18 protein-coding genes are annotated in these 17,240 nt (G+C 47.9%); 9 read left to right on the forward strand and 9 right to left on the reverse strand.

Translation table 11 applies throughout. The features are described 5' to 3' along the window. Positions 1–119 precede the first annotated feature (119 nt). Positions 120–722: a porin family protein gene (locus AC5FX6_RS13030; RefSeq protein ID WP_493597486.1), complete on the forward strand. Its 603-nt coding sequence runs from the start codon at positions 120–122 to the stop codon at positions 720–722. A gap of 108 nt (positions 723–830) precedes the next feature. Here the strand turns inward: AC5FX6_RS13030 and AC5FX6_RS13035 are convergent, their stop codons facing one another. Beyond that, complete coding sequence (locus AC5FX6_RS13035) at positions 831–2,363, reverse strand: AbgT family transporter (protein ID WP_493597487.1); 1,533 nt, start codon at positions 2,361–2,363, stop codon at positions 831–833. A gap of 165 nt (positions 2,364–2,528) precedes the next feature. Between AC5FX6_RS13035 and AC5FX6_RS13040 the strand changes: the two genes are divergently transcribed. From AC5FX6_RS13040 to AC5FX6_RS13060, 5 genes are all read left to right on the forward strand, one after another. Continuing rightward, the gene (locus AC5FX6_RS13040; RefSeq protein ID WP_493597488.1) at positions 2,529–3,428 is read left to right on the forward strand and encodes a S66 peptidase family protein; all 900 of its coding nucleotides are present in this window, start codon (positions 2,529–2,531) and stop codon (positions 3,426–3,428) included. A gap of 66 nt (positions 3,429–3,494) precedes the next feature. Then, complete coding sequence (locus AC5FX6_RS13045; RefSeq protein WP_493597489.1) at positions 3,495–4,184, forward strand: TlpA disulfide reductase family protein; 690 nt, start codon at positions 3,495–3,497, stop codon at positions 4,182–4,184. Between the two features lie 105 nt (positions 4,185–4,289). Next, positions 4,290–4,415, forward strand: a complete 126-nt coding sequence (locus tag AC5FX6_RS13050) for a hypothetical protein (protein WP_493597490.1) — start codon at positions 4,290–4,292, stop codon at positions 4,413–4,415. Between the two features lie 196 nt (positions 4,416–4,611). Next, positions 4,612–5,130: a GNAT family N-acetyltransferase gene (locus AC5FX6_RS13055; RefSeq protein ID WP_493597491.1), complete on the forward strand. Its 519-nt coding sequence runs from the start codon at positions 4,612–4,614 to the stop codon at positions 5,128–5,130. A 24-nt stretch (positions 5,131–5,154) separates the two neighbouring features. Continuing rightward, entirely contained in the window at positions 5,155–5,676 is a 522-nt protein-coding gene (locus tag AC5FX6_RS13060) for a GNAT family N-acetyltransferase (RefSeq protein ID WP_493597492.1), read from the forward strand. 15 nt (positions 5,677–5,691) lie between these two features. On the opposite strand, the gene AC5FX6_RS13065 is transcribed toward AC5FX6_RS13060, so the two are convergent. Then, positions 5,692–6,399, reverse strand: coding sequence for an endonuclease III domain-containing protein (locus AC5FX6_RS13065; RefSeq protein WP_493597493.1), 708 nt, complete (start codon positions 6,397–6,399; stop codon positions 5,692–5,694). A 190-nt stretch (positions 6,400–6,589) separates the two neighbouring features. Here AC5FX6_RS13065 and AC5FX6_RS13070 point away from each other — a divergent pair, with 190 nt between their 5' ends. Together AC5FX6_RS13070 and AC5FX6_RS13075 are read left to right on the forward strand one after the other, a co-directional pair. Continuing rightward, complete coding sequence (locus AC5FX6_RS13070; RefSeq protein WP_493597494.1) at positions 6,590–7,282, forward strand: MBL fold metallo-hydrolase; 693 nt, start codon at positions 6,590–6,592, stop codon at positions 7,280–7,282. 88 nt (positions 7,283–7,370) lie between these two features. Further along, positions 7,371–8,033, forward strand: coding sequence for a DUF2238 domain-containing protein (locus tag AC5FX6_RS13075; RefSeq protein ID WP_493597495.1), 663 nt, complete (start codon positions 7,371–7,373; stop codon positions 8,031–8,033). Between the two features lie 64 nt (positions 8,034–8,097). Here AC5FX6_RS13075 and AC5FX6_RS13080 read toward each other — a convergent pair whose 3' ends face one another. From AC5FX6_RS13080 to AC5FX6_RS13095, 4 genes are all read right to left on the reverse strand, one after another. Then, a complete protein-coding gene (locus tag AC5FX6_RS13080) occupies positions 8,098–8,763 on the reverse strand; it encodes a YiaD family glycine zipper/OmpA-like lipoprotein (protein WP_493597496.1) in 666 nt (221 codons plus the stop codon). Between the two features lie 319 nt (positions 8,764–9,082). Next, entirely contained in the window at positions 9,083–9,814 is a 732-nt protein-coding gene (locus AC5FX6_RS13085) for a YiaD family glycine zipper/OmpA-like lipoprotein (RefSeq protein ID WP_493597543.1), read from the reverse strand. Positions 9,815–10,109: 295 nt separating this feature from the next. Beyond that, positions 10,110–11,009 (reverse strand): acetyl-CoA carboxylase, carboxyltransferase subunit beta, encoded by a 900-nt coding sequence (gene accD / locus AC5FX6_RS13090; RefSeq protein WP_493597544.1) that lies wholly within the window; start codon positions 11,007–11,009, stop codon positions 10,110–10,112. A 172-nt stretch (positions 11,010–11,181) separates the two neighbouring features. After that, complete coding sequence (locus tag AC5FX6_RS13095) at positions 11,182–12,240, reverse strand: class I fructose-bisphosphate aldolase (protein ID WP_299987808.1); 1,059 nt, start codon at positions 12,238–12,240, stop codon at positions 11,182–11,184. A 276-nt stretch (positions 12,241–12,516) separates the two neighbouring features. Here AC5FX6_RS13095 and AC5FX6_RS13100 point away from each other — a divergent pair, with 276 nt between their 5' ends. Then, positions 12,517–13,182, forward strand: a complete 666-nt coding sequence (locus AC5FX6_RS13100; RefSeq protein ID WP_493597497.1) for a DUF4136 domain-containing protein — start codon at positions 12,517–12,519, stop codon at positions 13,180–13,182. 48 nt (positions 13,183–13,230) lie between these two features. Here AC5FX6_RS13100 and AC5FX6_RS13105 read toward each other — a convergent pair whose 3' ends face one another. The 3 genes from AC5FX6_RS13105 to AC5FX6_RS13115 form a co-directional block, all read right to left on the reverse strand. Next, positions 13,231–14,247: a M28 family peptidase gene (locus AC5FX6_RS13105; RefSeq protein WP_493597498.1), complete on the reverse strand. Its 1,017-nt coding sequence runs from the start codon at positions 14,245–14,247 to the stop codon at positions 13,231–13,233. Further along, complete coding sequence (gene cysS, locus AC5FX6_RS13110) at positions 14,237–15,730, reverse strand: cysteine--tRNA ligase (protein WP_493597499.1); 1,494 nt, start codon at positions 15,728–15,730, stop codon at positions 14,237–14,239. The genes AC5FX6_RS13105 and cysS overlap by 11 nt, the downstream gene beginning before the upstream one ends. Before the next feature lie 119 nt (positions 15,731–15,849). Beyond that, on the reverse strand, positions 15,850–16,980 hold the full coding sequence (locus tag AC5FX6_RS13115; RefSeq protein WP_493597500.1) for an endonuclease/exonuclease/phosphatase family protein: 1,131 nt from the start codon (positions 16,978–16,980) through the stop codon (positions 15,850–15,852). Between the last annotated feature and the right edge of the window lie 260 nt (positions 16,981–17,240).

Raw genomic sequence — 17,240 nt, forward strand, 5'->3', positions numbered from 1 at the left:
ACAATTCAATACTACATACCCTATATTTACATAGTTACGTACTAAATGGCTATTGATTATTCGTTATACCCATATCACGTTGAGTGAGGCATAACCTTTTTGAATCTAAACTAATAGCTATGAAGAATTTAGTGCTAACTATATGCGCGCTCTTTGCCCTAAGTACGGCGGCTGAGGCGCAATTTTTGACTGGTGGCGTGAAAGCCGGTGTGGGATCTTCCAGTGTAAGTGTGCGTGATGTCACCAGCAACCCTGCTGAGTATGCAAAAAAAGAATCTGTGACCAGTTACCATGCCGGCGCTTTTGCCCGCGTGAACATCCTGGGCCTCTTTATTCAGCCCGAGGCTATTTTTACGCAGACCGGGGGTCGACTGGATTCTAACCCTAACACTTCAATCGCCAACCGGGTGTCTGATATCAAGTTCAACCGACTGGATGTGCCTATTATGGCAGGTATAAGTATAGCCAATTTGGTTCGCGTGCAGGCAGGACCAGTGGCTTCTACGCTGCTGAGCGCTCGCCAGGATGGACAGAACATCAGGAGCTTTATGGAGAACTCTGACTGGGGTTACCAGGCAGGTATAGGCCTTGATATCCAGCGCCTGACAGTTGACCTGCGCTACGAGCGCATCAGTCGCAACTACGAAAACCCAACAAATCAGAGCAATTACGACTTGGCGAATGAGCAAATCCTACTGAGTGTGGGACTGAAGCTGTTTTAATATCAAGGCGATTACACCTCTGCTATAATAGCGGGATAAAGTTACTAACAGAAAAGGCCGGTGCTGCATATGCAATACCGGCCCTTTCAGTTTTATACCTAATGCTTCTTAAGGCTGTGGCATATACATCTCGGCACCCGGCCCTATCGGCAAGCCCAGCAGGATCCAGACGATCAGCAAGATCACCCAGCCAATAAAGAACACAATAGAGTAAGGAAGCATGGTGGAGATCACGGTGCCTATACCTGCGTTCTTGTCATACCGCTGAATAAAGGCCACAATCAGGGCGAAATACGACATCATCGGTGAGATAATGTTTGTTACACTGTCACCGATACGGTAAGCTACCTGCGTAAACTCCGGAGTATAGCCCAATAGCATGAACATCGGGATAAACACTGGCGCCATGATCGCCCACTTGGCTGAAGCAGAGCCCATTACCAGGTTAATTACAGCAGCCACCAGGATGAACATGATCATAAGCGGAATCTCACTCAGGCCCATTGTCTGTAACACATCCGCTCCGTTAATCGCCAGAATAAGGCCCAGATTGGTCCAATTGAAATAAGCTACGAACTGCGCTGCAAAGAACACGAGTACGATGTAAGAACCCAGTGTTTCCATTGACTTGGACATACCACGCATTACGTCGCTGTCGTTTTTGATGGTCTTGGCGCCTATACCGTAAGCGATACCGCCAATAGCAGAAAGCAAGAAAATGAAGGCTACTATACCTGACATGAATGGCGAGTTGAGCACCTCTCCTGTCTCTTGGTTGCGCAGGTAACCATCCTCTGGTATCAAGCCCCCCAATATGAAAGCAATGGAAGCTAAGATGGCTAGCGTCGCATATAGCAAGCCACGTTTTTCGTCTTTGTTCAGACGGTCAATGCTTTGTGGCTTTTCATCACCGGTGTACTCACCCAATCGGGGCAGCACAATTTTCTCCGTCACCCAGGTACCCAGACCAGCTACCAGGAAAGTAGAAACAAACATGAAATAGTAGTTGGCCGCAGGGTTTACGGTATAGTCTGCATCAATGATGCGGGCAGCCTCCGTAGACAGACCAGCTAAAAGCGGGTCGATGGTACCCAATAGCAGGTTGGCACTGTAGCCACCTGACACACCAGCAAAAGCCGCCGCCAAACCAGCCAGCGGATTACGACCAGCTGCCAGGAAAATAACAGCCGCCAATGGCACCAGCAGTACGTAACCAACTTCAGAAGCCGTGTTGGAGATAACCCCCGCAAATACGATCACAAAGGTCAGCAGTTTTTTAGGTGACGACAGTACCACTAATCGCAGCACCGCACCGATCAGGCCTGTACCCTCGGCTATACCTATACCTAGCAAAGAAACGAGTACTGTACCCAGTGGCGCAAAAGCTGTGAAGTTGGTCACCATCTTGGTCAGAATCAGGTGCAAGCCTTCGGTGGAGAGCAGGTTAACTGGTGTTATGGTCTCGCCGGTACCTGGGTGCGTTACCGCCAGGTCAAACAAACTGGCAACCCACGACAGGATAATCACAAGCAGCGCAAAGCCTGCAAACAGCGTGGCTGGATGCGGCAGGGCGTTGCCAATACGCTCCACTACCGATAGGAACTTGTCAATTCCTGACTTTTTTTTCTGAAGTTCAGTCATAAAAAGGTTAGTTTAAGGTTCCCGCTCACACAGCGCTTGTTCAGGTACAGGCGGCGGGCGAAGAGGCCACAGCAAACGAGGTTCCGAAATTGCCCAAAATTTTGCAGCCTCGCAAATTTTAGCAAAAAGCCATACCTTCGTTTATCACCAAAAATTGCTTTACCCATGATCACACCACTTCAGCCTGGCGACAAAATCGCCATCATCGCCACCGCCCGACTCATCAGCCACGAAGAAATTGCCGGCGCCATTGACATCCTGAAAGGTTGGGGTCTAAAAGTGGAAGTAGGCCCGTCAGTGGGAGCGCAGTATGGTGTATTTGCCGGCGATGATGCTCTGCGTTTGCAGGACCTTCAACAGGCCCTCGACCGACCCGATATCAAAGCCATCATCTGTGCCCGTGGCGGTTACGGCACCACCCGCATCCTCGACCAGGTAGATTTCAGCCGTTTTCAGAAGCACCCAAAATGGGTAGTCGGGTTCAGCGACATCACCTCTCTCCTTTGCCACATTCACAGTTTAGGTATAGAGAGCATTCACGGCATCATGCCCTTGCTATTCCCGACAGGTACCGAGGCCGCGCTGGACAGCCTGCGCCGTATACTCTTTGGCGAGGAACTCAGCTACAGCACTGCCCCCCATGCTTTCAACCGCACAGGTATAGCTGAAGGTCAGCTGATCGGTGGCAACCTGGCGCTCCTGCACAACGTTTCCGGCACCAGTTCTGACTTCACCACCAAGGGCAAGATTTTGTTTCTGGAAGATGTGGACGAGTATCTCTACAGCATCGACCGGATGATGGTGCACCTTGACCGCGCCGGTAAGTTAAAAGACCTGGCAGGCCTTATCGTCGGGCACTTCAGCCTGATGAAAGACAACGCTATTCCTTTTGGCAAAGACGCTTACGAGATCATAGCGGAGCACACCGGCAAGTATGATTATCCTGTTTGCTACGGCTTCCCGACCGGTCACGAACCAGATAACTTGGCGCTTGTTTGCGGCAGGAAAGCGAGGCTTGAAGTTAAAGATAGTGGGGTCAGGTTGGGGTATAATTATTCTACCTAACTGACAGATATACATCATAGTGACCTTTATAGTGGTTCCCAGTAACTTTAAACACAAAGAAGAGCTATGAAACTTAAGGTTTTATTATTGACCCTAGCCCTGTTAACCATTTACATGACAGGTTATGCTCAGACAAAAGTAAAGTTGTATCGAAATGAGGCAGGAAAGCTCTATACTGTAGCTCAAAAAGACAGCATCAGAGCGTTAGGTTACCCCATTGCCATGACAGATGAAACAATTGTGGGAGATACTAGCATCATTGATATTGAGGTGCTACCCATAGAGAATGAGTTTGTCCGAAAATATAAGAACAAAGTGCTTCCGTCATTTTCGTTGAAGACACTTGATGGAAAAGTAGTAGACTCCAATTCTTTGAAAGGCAAAGTAGTTATGCTCAACTTTTGGTCTACCACTTGCAGACCATGTATTCTGGAATTCCCAGAACTAAATAAGCTCAAAGACAAATACGAACAGGTAGTATTTTTAGCCCCTGCACCTGAAGACGCAACAAAAATCAAGAGTCTTCTGGCCAAACACCCTTTTGAGTTTCTTATTCTTCCTGACGCAAAAGAATTATTTGAAAAGTGGGGAATAGAAGATTATCCTAAAAATTTCTTTGTAGACGAGGATGGAGTAATTCGGGAAATAAAAGAAGGCACACCGATATTAAATGAAAGAGACGAGAAAGGTCGCGTGCAGGTAGCTGTCATGGAGTCTTACTCGCCAATCTTAGACAGGTTGACAAACAAAAGATAACTATTTGATAACAAGATACATTGACTAAAATCGGTCATCTCTTGTATTATTATTGTAGATTCTACTTTCAACCATTTAGTTAACCCGTTTCGAAAATCTTACATCATGAAAACACTGAATAGAGGTTTCAAACCAGTACATGCTGTATTGGGAGTATTTGCGATAATTGCATTGATTGACATTGCCAAAGCTGGCTATCATTTTGGGGTATGGCTTAAGGATTTGCTTTAGTAGAATAATAAACCCACAATCCGAATAAGTAGCAATTTATTGACGCTGCATTTATATAGATGAGCTCATCTTGAACTTATTCATCCTATCTTCGGCACGCATACATAACTTGATCTTTTAAAACATCCCTGAACCGAAAGGACAAAAAGCAGAATGATGCCCGAAGCTGTTTTAGAATAGCTTAAGAAAAAGTAAAATGACTAACATCACTATAAAAAGAGTTTCCCTTAACGACATCAACCAACTGCTAAAAATCAGCAGACAGACTTTTTCTGAGACATTCTCAGCAGGTAATACTGAGGAGAACATGAAAAAGTATTTGGAGGAAGAGCTTTCTATTGAAAAGCTGAACACAGAACTCCGTGAAAACAACTCTCATTTTTATTTTGCGACAATTGACAACAAAGTAGTTGGCTACTTAAAATTAAATTCTGGCCAATCACAGACAGAATTGAAAGATGATAAAGGGCTGGAAATAGAACGGATCTATGTGCTCAAAGATTACCATGGAAAAAGCGTAGGACAACAACTTTATGAACACGCGATAGATATCGCCAGACAGAGACATGCTGATTTTGTATGGCTAGGTGTATGGGAAGAAAACACGAGAGCGATAAATTTTTATAAGAAGAATGGGTTTGTAGAATTCGACAAACACGTATTCAAATTAGGCGGCGACGAACAGACTGACATCATGATGAAACTACAATTATAAACCCCTCTTAAAACCCGGCATACCATGTCCTCAGCATCACATCCTATCAAACTGCGGCAAGCAACAATAGATGATATAACGCTGCTTCAGAAATGGGACGCCGAACCTCATGTGCTGGATGCTGACCCGAATGACGACTGGAATTGGGAAGAAGAACTGCAACGCCACCCCACATGGCGTGATCAATTTGTGGCGGAACTGGCTGATCGCCCTATTGGCTTTGTACAGATCATAGATCCTGCACAGGAAGAGTCACATTACTGGGGTAACGTATCGGCTAACCTCAGGGCAATCGATATTTGGATCGGGGAAAGCGACTGCCTGGGCAAAGGATACGGCACGCAAATCATGCAACTGGCCCTGGCCATGTGCTTCGAAGACTATAAGGCAGCAGCTGTTCTCATTGATCCATTAGTTTCTAACGTCAGAGCGCATCGGTTCTACGAGCGCATCGGCTTCCGATTCGTAGAGCAAAGGCAATTTAACGATGATCTATGCTTTGTTTATCGCCTGGAACGGCAGGACTGGTGCAACTCGAAAAGTTAGGCTGGATTAAATCTATCACGCTGCTTTATCGATCCCCTTTGCCCGCACCTGGCTGTAGTAATTGCATATCCCGTTCAACACGCATTTCTCACACCTCGGATATGACCAGGTGCATACCTTCTGTCCGTGCCAAAACAAGTGTTTGTGGAAGTTGAATAGTTCGGTGGCATCTTTGGGGAGCATCTCCAGCAAGACATCATGGGCTTTGTTAGCAGTGACCTTAGCTCCGATCAAACCTACCCGTTGGCTCACCCGAAACACGTGCGTATCGACAGGCAATACCGGTTTCTTGAAATTGAACAGTAGCAGTAAGGTAGCCGTCTTGGGTCCTACGCCGGGTAAACGTGTCAGCCAGGCCATGGCTTCCTCTATGGGTAGGTCGGCCAGAAAATCAATGTTTATCTCGCCCCGATCTTCTTTGATCATGCGCAGCGTTTCCTGTATCTGCGGGGCTTTCTGCAGAGGGTAGCGGGTCGTGCTTACCGCATCAGCAAGCTCATCCTCCGGAGCATTAAGCACGCCTTCCCAATCGCCGAAGCGCTCCAACATGGTATAGTAGGCCTTCTGTTCATCAGCATGATTGGTGCGGTGCGAGAGCATGGTCGAGATCAGCTCGTGCATGTGGCTGCGACGTGGGTCAAGCTCCAGGCGCTTGTACTCCTGGTTCAGCAGCTCGTGGGTAATCATTATCTTTTCATCAGCGGGTAGTTCGTATCCTTCCATTGCGCACTTTATTTTGCCAGATATTAATAAACGGCTTTGTGCGTAAGGCGTTTAGCACATTTTCAGCTGAACCTTCTAAAAGTACATGTTCGAACATTTATTTCAGAAAAATCATAATATATCACAACAATTTATTTCAATTCCCGCTATACCTGTAGTCTCAGCCTAAAAGGGCATTAGCTTTACGTTTATGCAAATTAAATTCTTAGGAACAGGAGGTGCTTTCGACATTGATTATCAAAACTCAGCCGCTTTAGTGACGGTGCGGGAGAAGTGTGTCCTGATAGATTGTGGCTTTACCGTGTACCAGACACTGGTGCACAAAAACCTTTTACATCGGGTAGATCATATCCTGCTCACACACCTGCATAATGATCATTGCGGCAGCCTGGCCAATTTACTGCTACACAAGCATGTGGTAGACAAGGCGCCCAAACCTACGATCCTGTATCCTTCCGACCAGTTTAAGTCCCAGATTTACGAGTTCCTCAAAATACAGGTAAAAGACCCGGATAAGTATGCCGAATTCGTGCCACTGGAGCATTTTGAAGGTATAAAAGCAGTGAACACCTACGGGCAGCACTCGGAGGGCCTGCAGTCGTTTGCTTATATTTTTGAAGAAGACGACAACCGCATTGTGTACTCCGGTGACTTGGGTAAGCCTGATGTGCTGTTTGATAAGCTGAGCCGCATGCGCTCGCTGCCTACCTGTGTGTACCACGACATCACATTCAACCCCGAGAACACGGGCCATACCTTCTACAAAAAGCTACTCCCTTACATGAACGGCGTCGAGATGTTCGGTTACCACTGTGACCCAACCCAAAACCCGGAGGACAACCCGATCAGACTGGTGTTTTACCAAAAAGACCTGCTGGCCTAAGGCTTTTAGAAAAGCTTGTATCTTATTGCGTAAAACATGTGTATCAATTTTAGGTTAATGCTGCATACTGCACAAAACCTGTTGGCACATGACACTTACAATGACTTTCCGTTCCAAGCATAAGCTGCCTTTCATGCGCAAGCCGCTGCACATGGCCTATACGGCTATTTTTATGGCTTTCTGGGCGTACACAGGCTTCACTACTCCAGACCTGCTAAACTGGCTGCTCGAAAACTCCCTCACGCTCTCTGTCGTGATCCTCCTGGTGGCTTTTTATAATATTTTCCGCTTTACCGATACCAGCTATACCTTAATCTTCCTGTTCATGATGCTGCACGTGTACGGCAGTTACTATCAGTATGCAGACAATCCGTTTGGCGAGTGGATGAAAGAGCAGTTCAATTTCCAGCGCAATCACTATGACCGCATCGTGCACTTTGGCTTTGGTTTGCTGCTGACCTACCCCATCTATGAAATAGCGAAGCGAGGCTTTAGCCTGAGTGTGTTTTTGAGTGCCGTGCTCACGCTGTCACTTATTCTGTCGCTGAGTGCGGTATATGAAATTGTGGAGTGGATCGTGGCGGACCTCGTGTACGATGGGGATGAACAGGGAATGAATTACCTGGGTATGCAGGGCGATATATGGGACGCACAAAAGGACATGGTGCTCGCCTTTATCGGATCCATCTTAACCATCGGGTTAGCCATCATACTCCGCAAGCGCAAATCTTCATCGGCCACTAAAAACTAATTAAGCATAAAAAAGCCGGCTATACCTGAGGGTATAGCCGGCTTTTATTTAAAATATATAATGCTTACAAATCACCACGCTCAGCGGCTTTCTTCATTTTCTCGTTAGCAAAGATCGCAATCTCTACACGACGGTTAGCCTGACGGCCAGCTGCTGTAGAGTTATCACCTACCGGGTGGTCAAAAGCCCAGCCCTGTGTTGTGATACGATTGCGAGCAACTCCCTGCTGAGTAGCATAGCTAGCAACAGACTCAGCACGACGCTCCGACAGACGCTGGTTCAGCTCACGGCTACCAGTATTATCGGTATGTCCTTCAATGATGATGTTCGTGTCTTCGTACTTCTTCAGCGTGGTCGCCAGTTTCTGAATGTCAGCTTGAGCATTTGAGCGGAGATCTGCAGAGTTCACATCGAACAGAATACCTGAATCGAAGGTAATTTTGATACCTTCACCTACACGCTCTACCTTGGCGTTTTCCAGGTCACGACGCAGTTCTTCAGCCTGCTTGTCCATACGGCGACCGATCAGGGCACCTGCCGTACCACCCACAGCAGCACCTATAATGGCACCCGCCGCTGTATTACCGGCTACTTTACCAATTACACCGCCTACTACGGCACCACCACCGGCACCAATGGCCCCGCCTTTGGCCGTACGACTGGCATTACAAGAAGTAAACAGGAAGCCGATTACGGCTAGAGCCAAGAAATAAATTCTAATATGTTTCATTGTTTTCGTTTTTTTAAATTCCATTTATAGTTGTCAGATTAAGCCCTTAATACTCTAAATGCGTTAAAATGTTGTATCCGGATATAGCAGATTACTACTGAAGGCTAGTAACGCTATATTTATCAACACATTGACAACGCCATACTACTAGTTATACTAGACAGATGTATACGTAAGGCACTCAAAGAATTTACAAACACCTGCTTCAAACAGCTTTGACAGTATTTTAAGCAGGTTTTTGAATAAAATCGCCTGCATAAAAAAGCGCCTGCCAGGTATACCCGGCAGGCGCTTCAGTACAGGTATAATACCTTATACCTTATTTTACCTGACCGCTTTCAGCAGCTTTTTTCAACTCTTCGCTCGCGATGATGATAATCTCTACGCGGCGGTTTTGTGAACGGCCTTCAGCAGTTGTGTTGTCAGCAATTGGCTGATCAAAAGCATAACCTTTAGCCTGCATACGCGATGCATCCACACCACGGGTACGGGCATAGTTGGCTACAGCCTGCGCACGACGCTCTGACAAACCCTGGTTCAGTTCACGGCTACCCGTGTTGTCCGTATGGCCTTCGATAATGATGTTTGTGCCTTCGTACTTCTGCAGTGTTGTTACTAGTCCGTCAATGTCTTTCTTGGCATTGGCGCTCAGCTCAGCAGAGTTCACAGCGAACAGGATACCTGAATCGAAATTGATACGGATAGCCTCGCCTACACGCTCAATTTTAGCATTTTCCATGCTCTTCTCCAGTTCTTCGGCCTGCTTATCCATACGGCGGCCAATCACGGCACCTGTGGCACCACCCACGGCAGCACCTATAATAGCACCCGCTGCTGTGTTACCCATGCGGTTACCGATGATACCACCAACTACAGCACCAGAGCCAGCTCCGATCACACCGCCTTTGGTGGTTTTATTCATGCCCTTCTTTTCTTCGCCGGTAGTGTTCGTTCCAGTTGTGTTTCCTGTTGTAGTGGAAGTGTCGCCTGTACCTGATGTAGTCTGGCGCGTACCTTGGCAGGAAGTGAAAAGCATAGTCACAGCCAGCATCGATGTCAACGATAGTTTTACTAGTTTCATAGTCTTGTAATAAATTTTTAAAATTGGTTTTGGTTAATAGTAGTATTAATTCATACAACTCATGTATTGCGTTGCATTTGTGCTTTCGCAATACTAATGCCAAACTTGGGCACAATATTGTGCTTTATCCAAACTATTACTTTCATCAGATGAAAAAGTTCGTCTGCACCTGTTCAGCTTATATTTTGTCCATACTGAGTACCAATAAAAAAGCCTGCCAGGGTTACTGACAGGCTTTTCAAATATGAATATTAATGCAATGAACCTATGACGACTTGGCCACTTTCTGCGTTTTGGCAGTGCCGTTTTTCTCTTCTGCAACTGGCATGATCATGCTCAGCAGGTCAACCAGACGCTGCTTCAGTTCTTTGCGGTCTACGATAAAGTCAAGGAAGCCATGCTCCAATACGAACTCAGCGCTCTGGAAGCCTTTTGGCAAATCCTTACCAATGGTTTCCTTGATAACACGAGGTCCGGCGAAACCAATCAGGGAACCTGGCTCGGCAATATTGAAGTCACCTAGCATGGCGTAGGATGCTGTCACGCCACCAGTGGTCGGGTCAGTAAGCAAAGAGATATAAGGCAGCTTTTCTTCTGAAAGCAATGCTAGCTTGGCAGAGGTCTTAGCCATCTGCATCAGCGAGAAGCCAGCTTCCATCATACGGGCACCGCCCGATTTTGAGATCATCATGAAAGGGGTGCGTGTCTTGCGGGCATGGTCAATGGCACGAGCGATCTTCTCTCCCACCACAGATCCCATAGAGCCGCCAATGTAAGCGAAATCCATACAGGCAATGGTGATATCCTTGCCGCCGGACTTGCCATAGGCAGTACGCACGGCATCTTTCAAGCCAGTCTTGCGCTGTGTTTCATCGGTCCGCTTTGGGTATGGCTTGGAATCGACGAAGTTTAGTGGGTCACCCGAGCTCATGTCTTCATCCATCTCCGTGAATTTGTTGTCATCGAACAGGATGGCAAAATACTCTTTGGAACCAACACGGTCGTGATAGTTACACTTCACGCAGGTCTTCAGGTTTTTGCGGTGCTCGGTCATGCTCGTCACTGTCTTGCATTCCGGGCACTTAAACCACAAGCCGTCCGGAGTTTCTTTTTTCTCCTCTGTCGGTGTGATAATTCCTTTTTCTACTCGTTTAAACCAAGGCATCATAATCGTATCGGTCGTGCGTACCGCACATTAAATGGTTGTTCTGCCATACTCATCTGTACCAGCTGCGGGCAGATTTGGGCACAAATATAGCCTGCTTCGGAATACTCACAAAGGAGCGGCTCCAAAGCAGGCTGTAAAATTAGTTAATAATCAGCAGTTCTGCTACTGATTAAGCAAGTGTAATGTCATTGGCCAGGTATACGTCCTGAATTGCGTTCAGCAGTTCCACTCCTACTTTCATATCTTTTTGGAACGCCTTACGCCCTGATATTAAGCCCATACCGCCTGCACGCTTGTTAATAACGGCTGTACGCACAGCATCCGCCAGGTCAGACTCTCCTTTAGACTCACCACCGGAGTTGATCAGGCCGGCTCGGCCCATGTAGCAGTTCGCCACCTGGTAACGGGCCAGGTCAATCGGGTTGTCAGAAGAAAGCTCAGAGTACATTTTTTCGTGCGTTTTGCCGAAACCGATCGCTTTGAAGCCTCCATTGTTTTCAGGCAGTTTCTGCTTGATGATGTCCGCCTGGATCGTTACGCCCAGGTGGTTCGCCTGTGCCGTCAGGTCAGCCGCCACATGGTAATCGGTACCGTCTTTCTTGAACGCATTATTTCGGGTATAGCACCATAGGATAGTGGCCATACCTAACTGATGCGCTCTTTCAAAGGCCTCAGCCACCTCAATGATCTGGCGGGAAGACTCCTCCGAACCGAAGTAGATAGTAGCACCCACCGCTGTTGCGCCCAGGTTCCAGGCTTCGTCTACAGAGCCAAACATGATCTGGTCATATTTGTTCGGGTAGGTCATCAGTTCATTGTGATTGATCTTCACCACAAACGGAATTTTGTGCGCATATTTTCTGGACATCATGGCCAGGTTACCAAAGGTAGTAGCTACTGCATTGCAGCCGCCCTCTATGGCCAGCTTGATGATGTTCTCAGGGTCGAAGTAGATTGGGTTTGGGGCAAAAGAGGCACCCGCTGTGTGCTCTATACCCTGGTCCACGGGCAGAATAGACAGGTAACCAGTACCAGCCAGGCGACCATGATTGAAGAGCTGTTGCAGGCTGCGCAATACCTGCGGGTTACGGTTAGACTGTGAGAAAACACGATCTACAAAGTCAGGGCCTGGTGCATGAATCAGGTCCTTAGAAATTGTTTTGCTTTCATACTGAAGCAGATTCTCCGCTTCAGAACCAAGTAAGGAAACGATGTTATCGTACGACATTTTTTTAAGTTTTATAAAGGGACGTATTGAATGATAGGACAAATATATAATGCTTTTTGAATACTTCAGAAGACAGGGTGGTCTCACCCTAGCCGAGAAGCGTTGCCCCAACATACCACATACCTCTTCAAAATGTTGCCCTATACCTTACACAAAATGCAACCGTACAGCATAGCCTGTACCTGATTTATTTACCTACTGGTCACTCTAAAATCTAATTAAACGCGACACTCGTTATATAAAATAGTATAAACAAGCACATTAAGCACCACCAATATGAATAACAAACTTCTCTCGAACACCTGGATTCCCATCTTGCTACTATTAGCAGGTATAGCAGGCTGTTCTTCTTCTACCCAAATCATGGGTTCCTGGAAGAGTCCTGATATCGAAGCACAGAACTATCAAAGGGTGGTTGTGGCTGCCCTGACCGATAATGTGCTGGCCCGGCAGGAAGTTGAGAGTGACTTGCAAACGCAGTTACAGATGCGGGGCATACAGGCTACACGCAGTATTGACCTCTTCCCGCCTTCCGCCACCGCTAAAGCTGGCCCGGATGTGAATCTGCTCATGGAGCGTATAAAGGAAGACGGTCACGATGCCATCCTGACTGCCACGCTGGTAGATGAGCAAACAGAAACCCGCTACGTGCCCGGCAATATGGGGTACCGCCCCATGTCGCGGTTTGTATGGTATGGCAGCTTCAGAGGGTATTACAACCATTGGTACCCCACTCTCTACGACCCAGGCTACTACACCGAAGACAAGGTATACTACCTCGAAACCAACCTTTACGACACCAACACAGACCGTTTGGTGTGGTCCGCGCAATCTAAGTCGCACAGCCCCCGCAGCCTGAGCAAGGCTGCCACTAAATTTGCTGAGCTCACCGTCCAGAAAATGACGGAAGACAATGTGCTTCCCTCTGTTGTAAGGCAATAAAAAAGGCGCTCCAAGGAGCGCCTTTTTTATTGTCGGTCAGGTATAGCTTTACTCGTTATACAGCACATGCAGTACAGTCTGGCCCACGGCTTTCAACGTGTTTTTACTGATGATATCCATCGTGTCAGTATGACGGTGATGATAAGGTCCAAAGTAATCATCCTGATTGGCCATGTTGTACTCAATGATATCGATCATGCGAATGCCAGCTACTGTGTTCACATAGTAATGGTCATCGGTAATAGCCGGGGCGTTTACATACTTGAAGTAGTCTGAGTAACCGATCTTGTTGCCGGCACGCCATACCTTGTCCACGATGTTGCGGGCGTACTGCATAGATGTTCCTTCACGCGCAAACTTGGCGTTTTCGGCCCCTACCATATCGAGCAGGATGCCGTAGTTCGCTTTGTAATTCGGCTTGTGCATGTTCTTGCTCCAGTACTGCGACCCCAGGCACCAAGTATCGTTTTGATAAGGATACTCGCTCTCGTCAGGCTGACCGTAGTCTTCCCCATCAAAGAAGATAATGTCAATGCCTACATCTGGCTTCTGCTCTGCCGCCTGAATGGCTCGGGCAATCTCGAGTAGCACACCTACTCCGCTGGCGCCGTCGTTGGCTCCGTCAATTGGTTTGTTTTGGTCTTTATCATCCTTGTCAGCAAAGGGGCGTGTATCCCAGTGCGCAGCCAACAATACCCGCTTGGTTGCATTAGGATTGATAGTGCCGATGATGTTGCGCAGGTTTAGCATTTTGCCATCAAAAGCCCGCATCTGGAAACTCTGTACCTGCACCTCGGCACCGTAGCCGCGCAGCGTTTCTATAAGCCAGTCACCGGTTTTGTAGTGCTCAGCTGTATTGGGCACACGTGGCCCGAAAGCCACTTGGCGCTCTACAAAGTAATAAGCAGAGTCCGCATTGAATTCAGGAGCTTTCACAGCAGAGGCCTCTTCTACTTCAGTCGTCGCTACACGCTCGTCACTGCTTCCGTTTTCAGAAGAGTCACAGCTGTTAAGCCCCATAGCACTAAGCAGCAGGATGGCCAGCATCTTCATATTATTCTTCATAAGCCCAGTCAATTCCGGTTTTGAGGTCCTTGATCACGATACCCTGCTTCTTCAGTTCGGCACGGATGGCATCTACTTTGTCGTAAGCCTTATTCTCTTTCGCCTCTTTGTAAAAACCAAGTACCAATTCCAGCATATTCTCCATGTCGGCAGTCGGCTCATCTTTCAAGCCCAGCACATCGCTTACCAGTTCGGTATAGGTCGTGCGGATGGTATCAAACGTACCACGCGTCAGTGCCCCGATCTGCAGCTGCCCCAGGTATAGACTGTTGATCTTCTTGAGCAGGTTGAAGAGCGACGCAATCGTGCGGGCCGTATTCAAGTCGTCGTTCATGCCACGGAAGCAATCCTCTGTCAACTTCAGCAGCTCTTCGTTCAGCTTTTCATCGGGTGTGCCTATACCTTCCTCCGGATAAGACAATTTTTCAAGCACCCGCATACCGTTCATTAGCTTTCTATACCCTTTCTGAGCAGCTTGCAGCGCCTCGTTGCTAAAGTCAAGGGTGCTGCGGTAGTGCGCCTGCAGGATAAAGAAACGGATGGTCATCGGGCTGTAGGCCTGCTCCAGCATCTTGTGGTTGCCGCTGAATAGTTCGCTCAGGTTAATGAAGTTGCCCAGCGACTTGCCCATCTTCTGGCCGTTTACCGTGATCATGTTGTTATGCACCCAGTAGCGGGCAGCATCACTATGGCTGTGACTGGCCTGGCTCTGCGCAATCTCGCACTCGTGGTGCGGGAACATCAGGTCGAGGCCGCCACCGTGTATGTCGAAGGTTTCGCCCAGGTACTTGCGGCTCATGGCCGAGCACTCGAGGTGCCAGCCCGGGAAGCCGTCGCTCCACGGCGAAGGCCAACGCATGATGTGCTGCGGCGATGCTTTTTTCCAAAGCGCAAAGTCCAGCGGCGAACGCTTCTCTCCCTGCCCTTCCGTATCACGGGTGTTGCTCAGCAGGTCCTCAATGATGCGACCTGACAGCTTGCCGTAGTTGTGGTTCTTGTGATAGGCCGGTACATCAAAGTACACCGAGCCATTCACTTCATAGGCCATGCCGTTCTCGAGTATTTCCTGTATCATCTGGATCTGCTCAATGATATGACCGGAAGCACGCGGTTCTATGTCAGGTGACTTAGTATTGAGTGTCGCCATGTCCTGCTGGTATACATTCGTATAATGCTGCACCACTTCCATCGGCTCGAGGTGTTCCAGCTTAGCTCTCTTCTGGATCTTGTCTTCACCCTCATCGGCATCGTTTTCGAGGTGGCCTACGTCGGTAATGTTACGCACGTAGCGCACCTTATAACCCAGGTATTTGAGGTAGCGGTACAGCACATCGAAAGTAACGGCACTGCGGGCATGGCCCAGGTGCGGCTCGCCGTATACAGTCGGCCCGCAGACATACATTCCCACGAAGGGTGCGTGCAGCGGTTCGAACAGTTCTCTTTTGCGCGTAAGCGTGTTATACAGGTTCAGTTTGTGTTGCATGGTATCGATAAGCACAGCATGCGCATTAGGGCATGCTTTCTGTTTATACTTGATTAATCAGTTGATATGCTTCTTTGGCAAACCAACCTTCAAAACTAAAAAATTATACCGTCAGTGCCTTATTCCTCTTTCGGTTTGATGACGTAGGTCGCCGAAATCGGGAAGTGGTCAGAAAGCGGCATCTCGTAATGCGTTTTAAAATCGTAAGCCTCCAGCCCTTCGCTGAAGAACTGATTATCAATACGCAGGAATGGCAGAGGCCCGTTATAAGTGGCGCCTACCCCGTTGCCTGCTTTCTCAAATGAGTTGTTCAGTTCACCTACCAGTTGACTGTAAGTATAGCTGAACGGAATATCGTTGAAGTCGCCTGTTACGATAACCGGGTAGGGTGAAGTTTTCACGTGGTCAAGCAGTTGCTGTACCTGCATGGCCCTAGCCCGGAAACCCATGCGCAAACGACGGGCCAGGTTGCGGCTCTCCTTCCGGAAGCTCTCCTCGTCGCCTATTGCCGAATAGGTATTCTCGATATCCTCCGCTTTGATGCTCATGGACTGCAGGTGCACGGCATACACTCTCACAGTATCCCCTTTCACGTTAATGTCTACCCAGGCAGCCCGGTTGGCGCTGCGCTCCGGTGTGTTCGGAAAGCGTATGGTATTCCCCCTGATGATCGGGTACTTCGAGAAAATGGCTATACCCAGATCAGCCTTCACGCGATCGCCCTGGTAAGTGGAGGCAAACACATACCGGTTATACCTCTTCCCGATCCGGTTGAAATTGTTATACTCAGTAGAATTGACCCGGCTGTAAAACTCCTGCAAACAGAACACATCGGCGGGGTGTGTCGCGACCCAGTCCACCATCTCTTCAGAGACACGCGGCACACCTTCCACTATCTTTTCGTAGGCATTAAAAATGTGGACGTTGAAGCTCAGCACCTCCAGTGTTTTGGCACCTTCAGGTAGCTCCTTATCCCAAGTGATCGATACCAGTCGGCCGTAATGATTCCAGCCAAGGCCTATAACAGCAAGCGGCAGAAAAACATACCACGAGCGTTTCAGCAACCAGTAAATGAAGAACAGAAAATTGAGGACCAAAGCCCCGGGAAGTGAAAAAGCGACAAAGCCGGCAGGCCAGAATTCGTAAGGGGGTATGCGCATACTGAATACTCCCAGCAGTAGCCAAAGCACTACAAGGATGTTCAGGATCAGCCAGATTCTCCGGCGTATTTGTTTGAATGTACCTGCCACGGTGGCAAACTTACAAATTATGCTTGTAGGAATATCAAGCTACGCTTCAGAATATATTTAATACAGCGGCCATGGCACCCTAACACCAAAAGAACTTTTAGCGCTGCAGTTTATGTTACACAACCGAAGCCCTTCCGACCGCTGGCATCAGCAGTCAAAATGCCGTCCGAAATCTCCTGAAACCGTATAATTACAGCGTACTTAAATACATACTGTTGTTTATATAATGTTTTTATAGTAAATTTGTGACATTATTTCCA

The organism is Pontibacter sp. LHS2, from assembly GCF_058932845.1.

What these genes read in the sequence shown, in the direction of transcription:
- AC5FX6_RS13085 (WP_493597543.1), bottom strand. Translation starts at nt 9,814, where the DNA reads ATGCTGGCTGTGACTATGCTTTTCACTTCCTGCCAAGGTACGCGCCAG.
- accD (WP_493597544.1), bottom strand. Translation starts at nt 11,009, where the DNA reads ATGCCTTGGTTTAAACGAGTAGAAAAAGGAATTATCACACCGACAGAG.
- AC5FX6_RS13070 (WP_493597494.1), top strand. Translation starts at nt 6,590, where the DNA reads ATGCAAATTAAATTCTTAGGAACAGGAGGTGCTTTCGACATTGATTAT.
- AC5FX6_RS13030 (WP_493597486.1), top strand. Translation starts at nt 120, where the DNA reads ATGAAGAATTTAGTGCTAACTATATGCGCGCTCTTTGCCCTAAGTACG.
- AC5FX6_RS13075 (WP_493597495.1), top strand. Translation starts at nt 7,371, where the DNA reads ATGACACTTACAATGACTTTCCGTTCCAAGCATAAGCTGCCTTTCATG.
- AC5FX6_RS13050 (WP_493597490.1), top strand. Translation starts at nt 4,290, where the DNA reads ATGAAAACACTGAATAGAGGTTTCAAACCAGTACATGCTGTATTGGGA.
- AC5FX6_RS13045 (WP_493597489.1), top strand. Translation starts at nt 3,495, where the DNA reads ATGAAACTTAAGGTTTTATTATTGACCCTAGCCCTGTTAACCATTTAC.
- AC5FX6_RS13040 (WP_493597488.1), top strand. Translation starts at nt 2,529, where the DNA reads ATGATCACACCACTTCAGCCTGGCGACAAAATCGCCATCATCGCCACC.
- AC5FX6_RS13035 (WP_493597487.1), bottom strand. Translation starts at nt 2,363, where the DNA reads ATGACTGAACTTCAGAAAAAAAAGTCAGGAATTGACAAGTTCCTATCG.
- AC5FX6_RS13095 (WP_299987808.1), bottom strand. Translation starts at nt 12,240, where the DNA reads ATGTCGTACGATAACATCGTTTCCTTACTTGGTTCTGAAGCGGAGAAT.
- AC5FX6_RS13100 (WP_493597497.1), top strand. Translation starts at nt 12,517, where the DNA reads ATGAATAACAAACTTCTCTCGAACACCTGGATTCCCATCTTGCTACTA.
- AC5FX6_RS13060 (WP_493597492.1), top strand. Translation starts at nt 5,155, where the DNA reads ATGTCCTCAGCATCACATCCTATCAAACTGCGGCAAGCAACAATAGAT.
- cysS (WP_493597499.1), bottom strand. Translation starts at nt 15,730, where the DNA reads ATGCAACACAAACTGAACCTGTATAACACGCTTACGCGCAAAAGAGAA.
- AC5FX6_RS13065 (WP_493597493.1), bottom strand. Translation starts at nt 6,399, where the DNA reads ATGGAAGGATACGAACTACCCGCTGATGAAAAGATAATGATTACCCAC.
- AC5FX6_RS13055 (WP_493597491.1), top strand. Translation starts at nt 4,612, where the DNA reads ATGACTAACATCACTATAAAAAGAGTTTCCCTTAACGACATCAACCAA.
- AC5FX6_RS13105 (WP_493597498.1), bottom strand. Translation starts at nt 14,247, where the DNA reads ATGAAGAATAATATGAAGATGCTGGCCATCCTGCTGCTTAGTGCTATG.
- AC5FX6_RS13080 (WP_493597496.1), bottom strand. Translation starts at nt 8,763, where the DNA reads ATGAAACATATTAGAATTTATTTCTTGGCTCTAGCCGTAATCGGCTTC.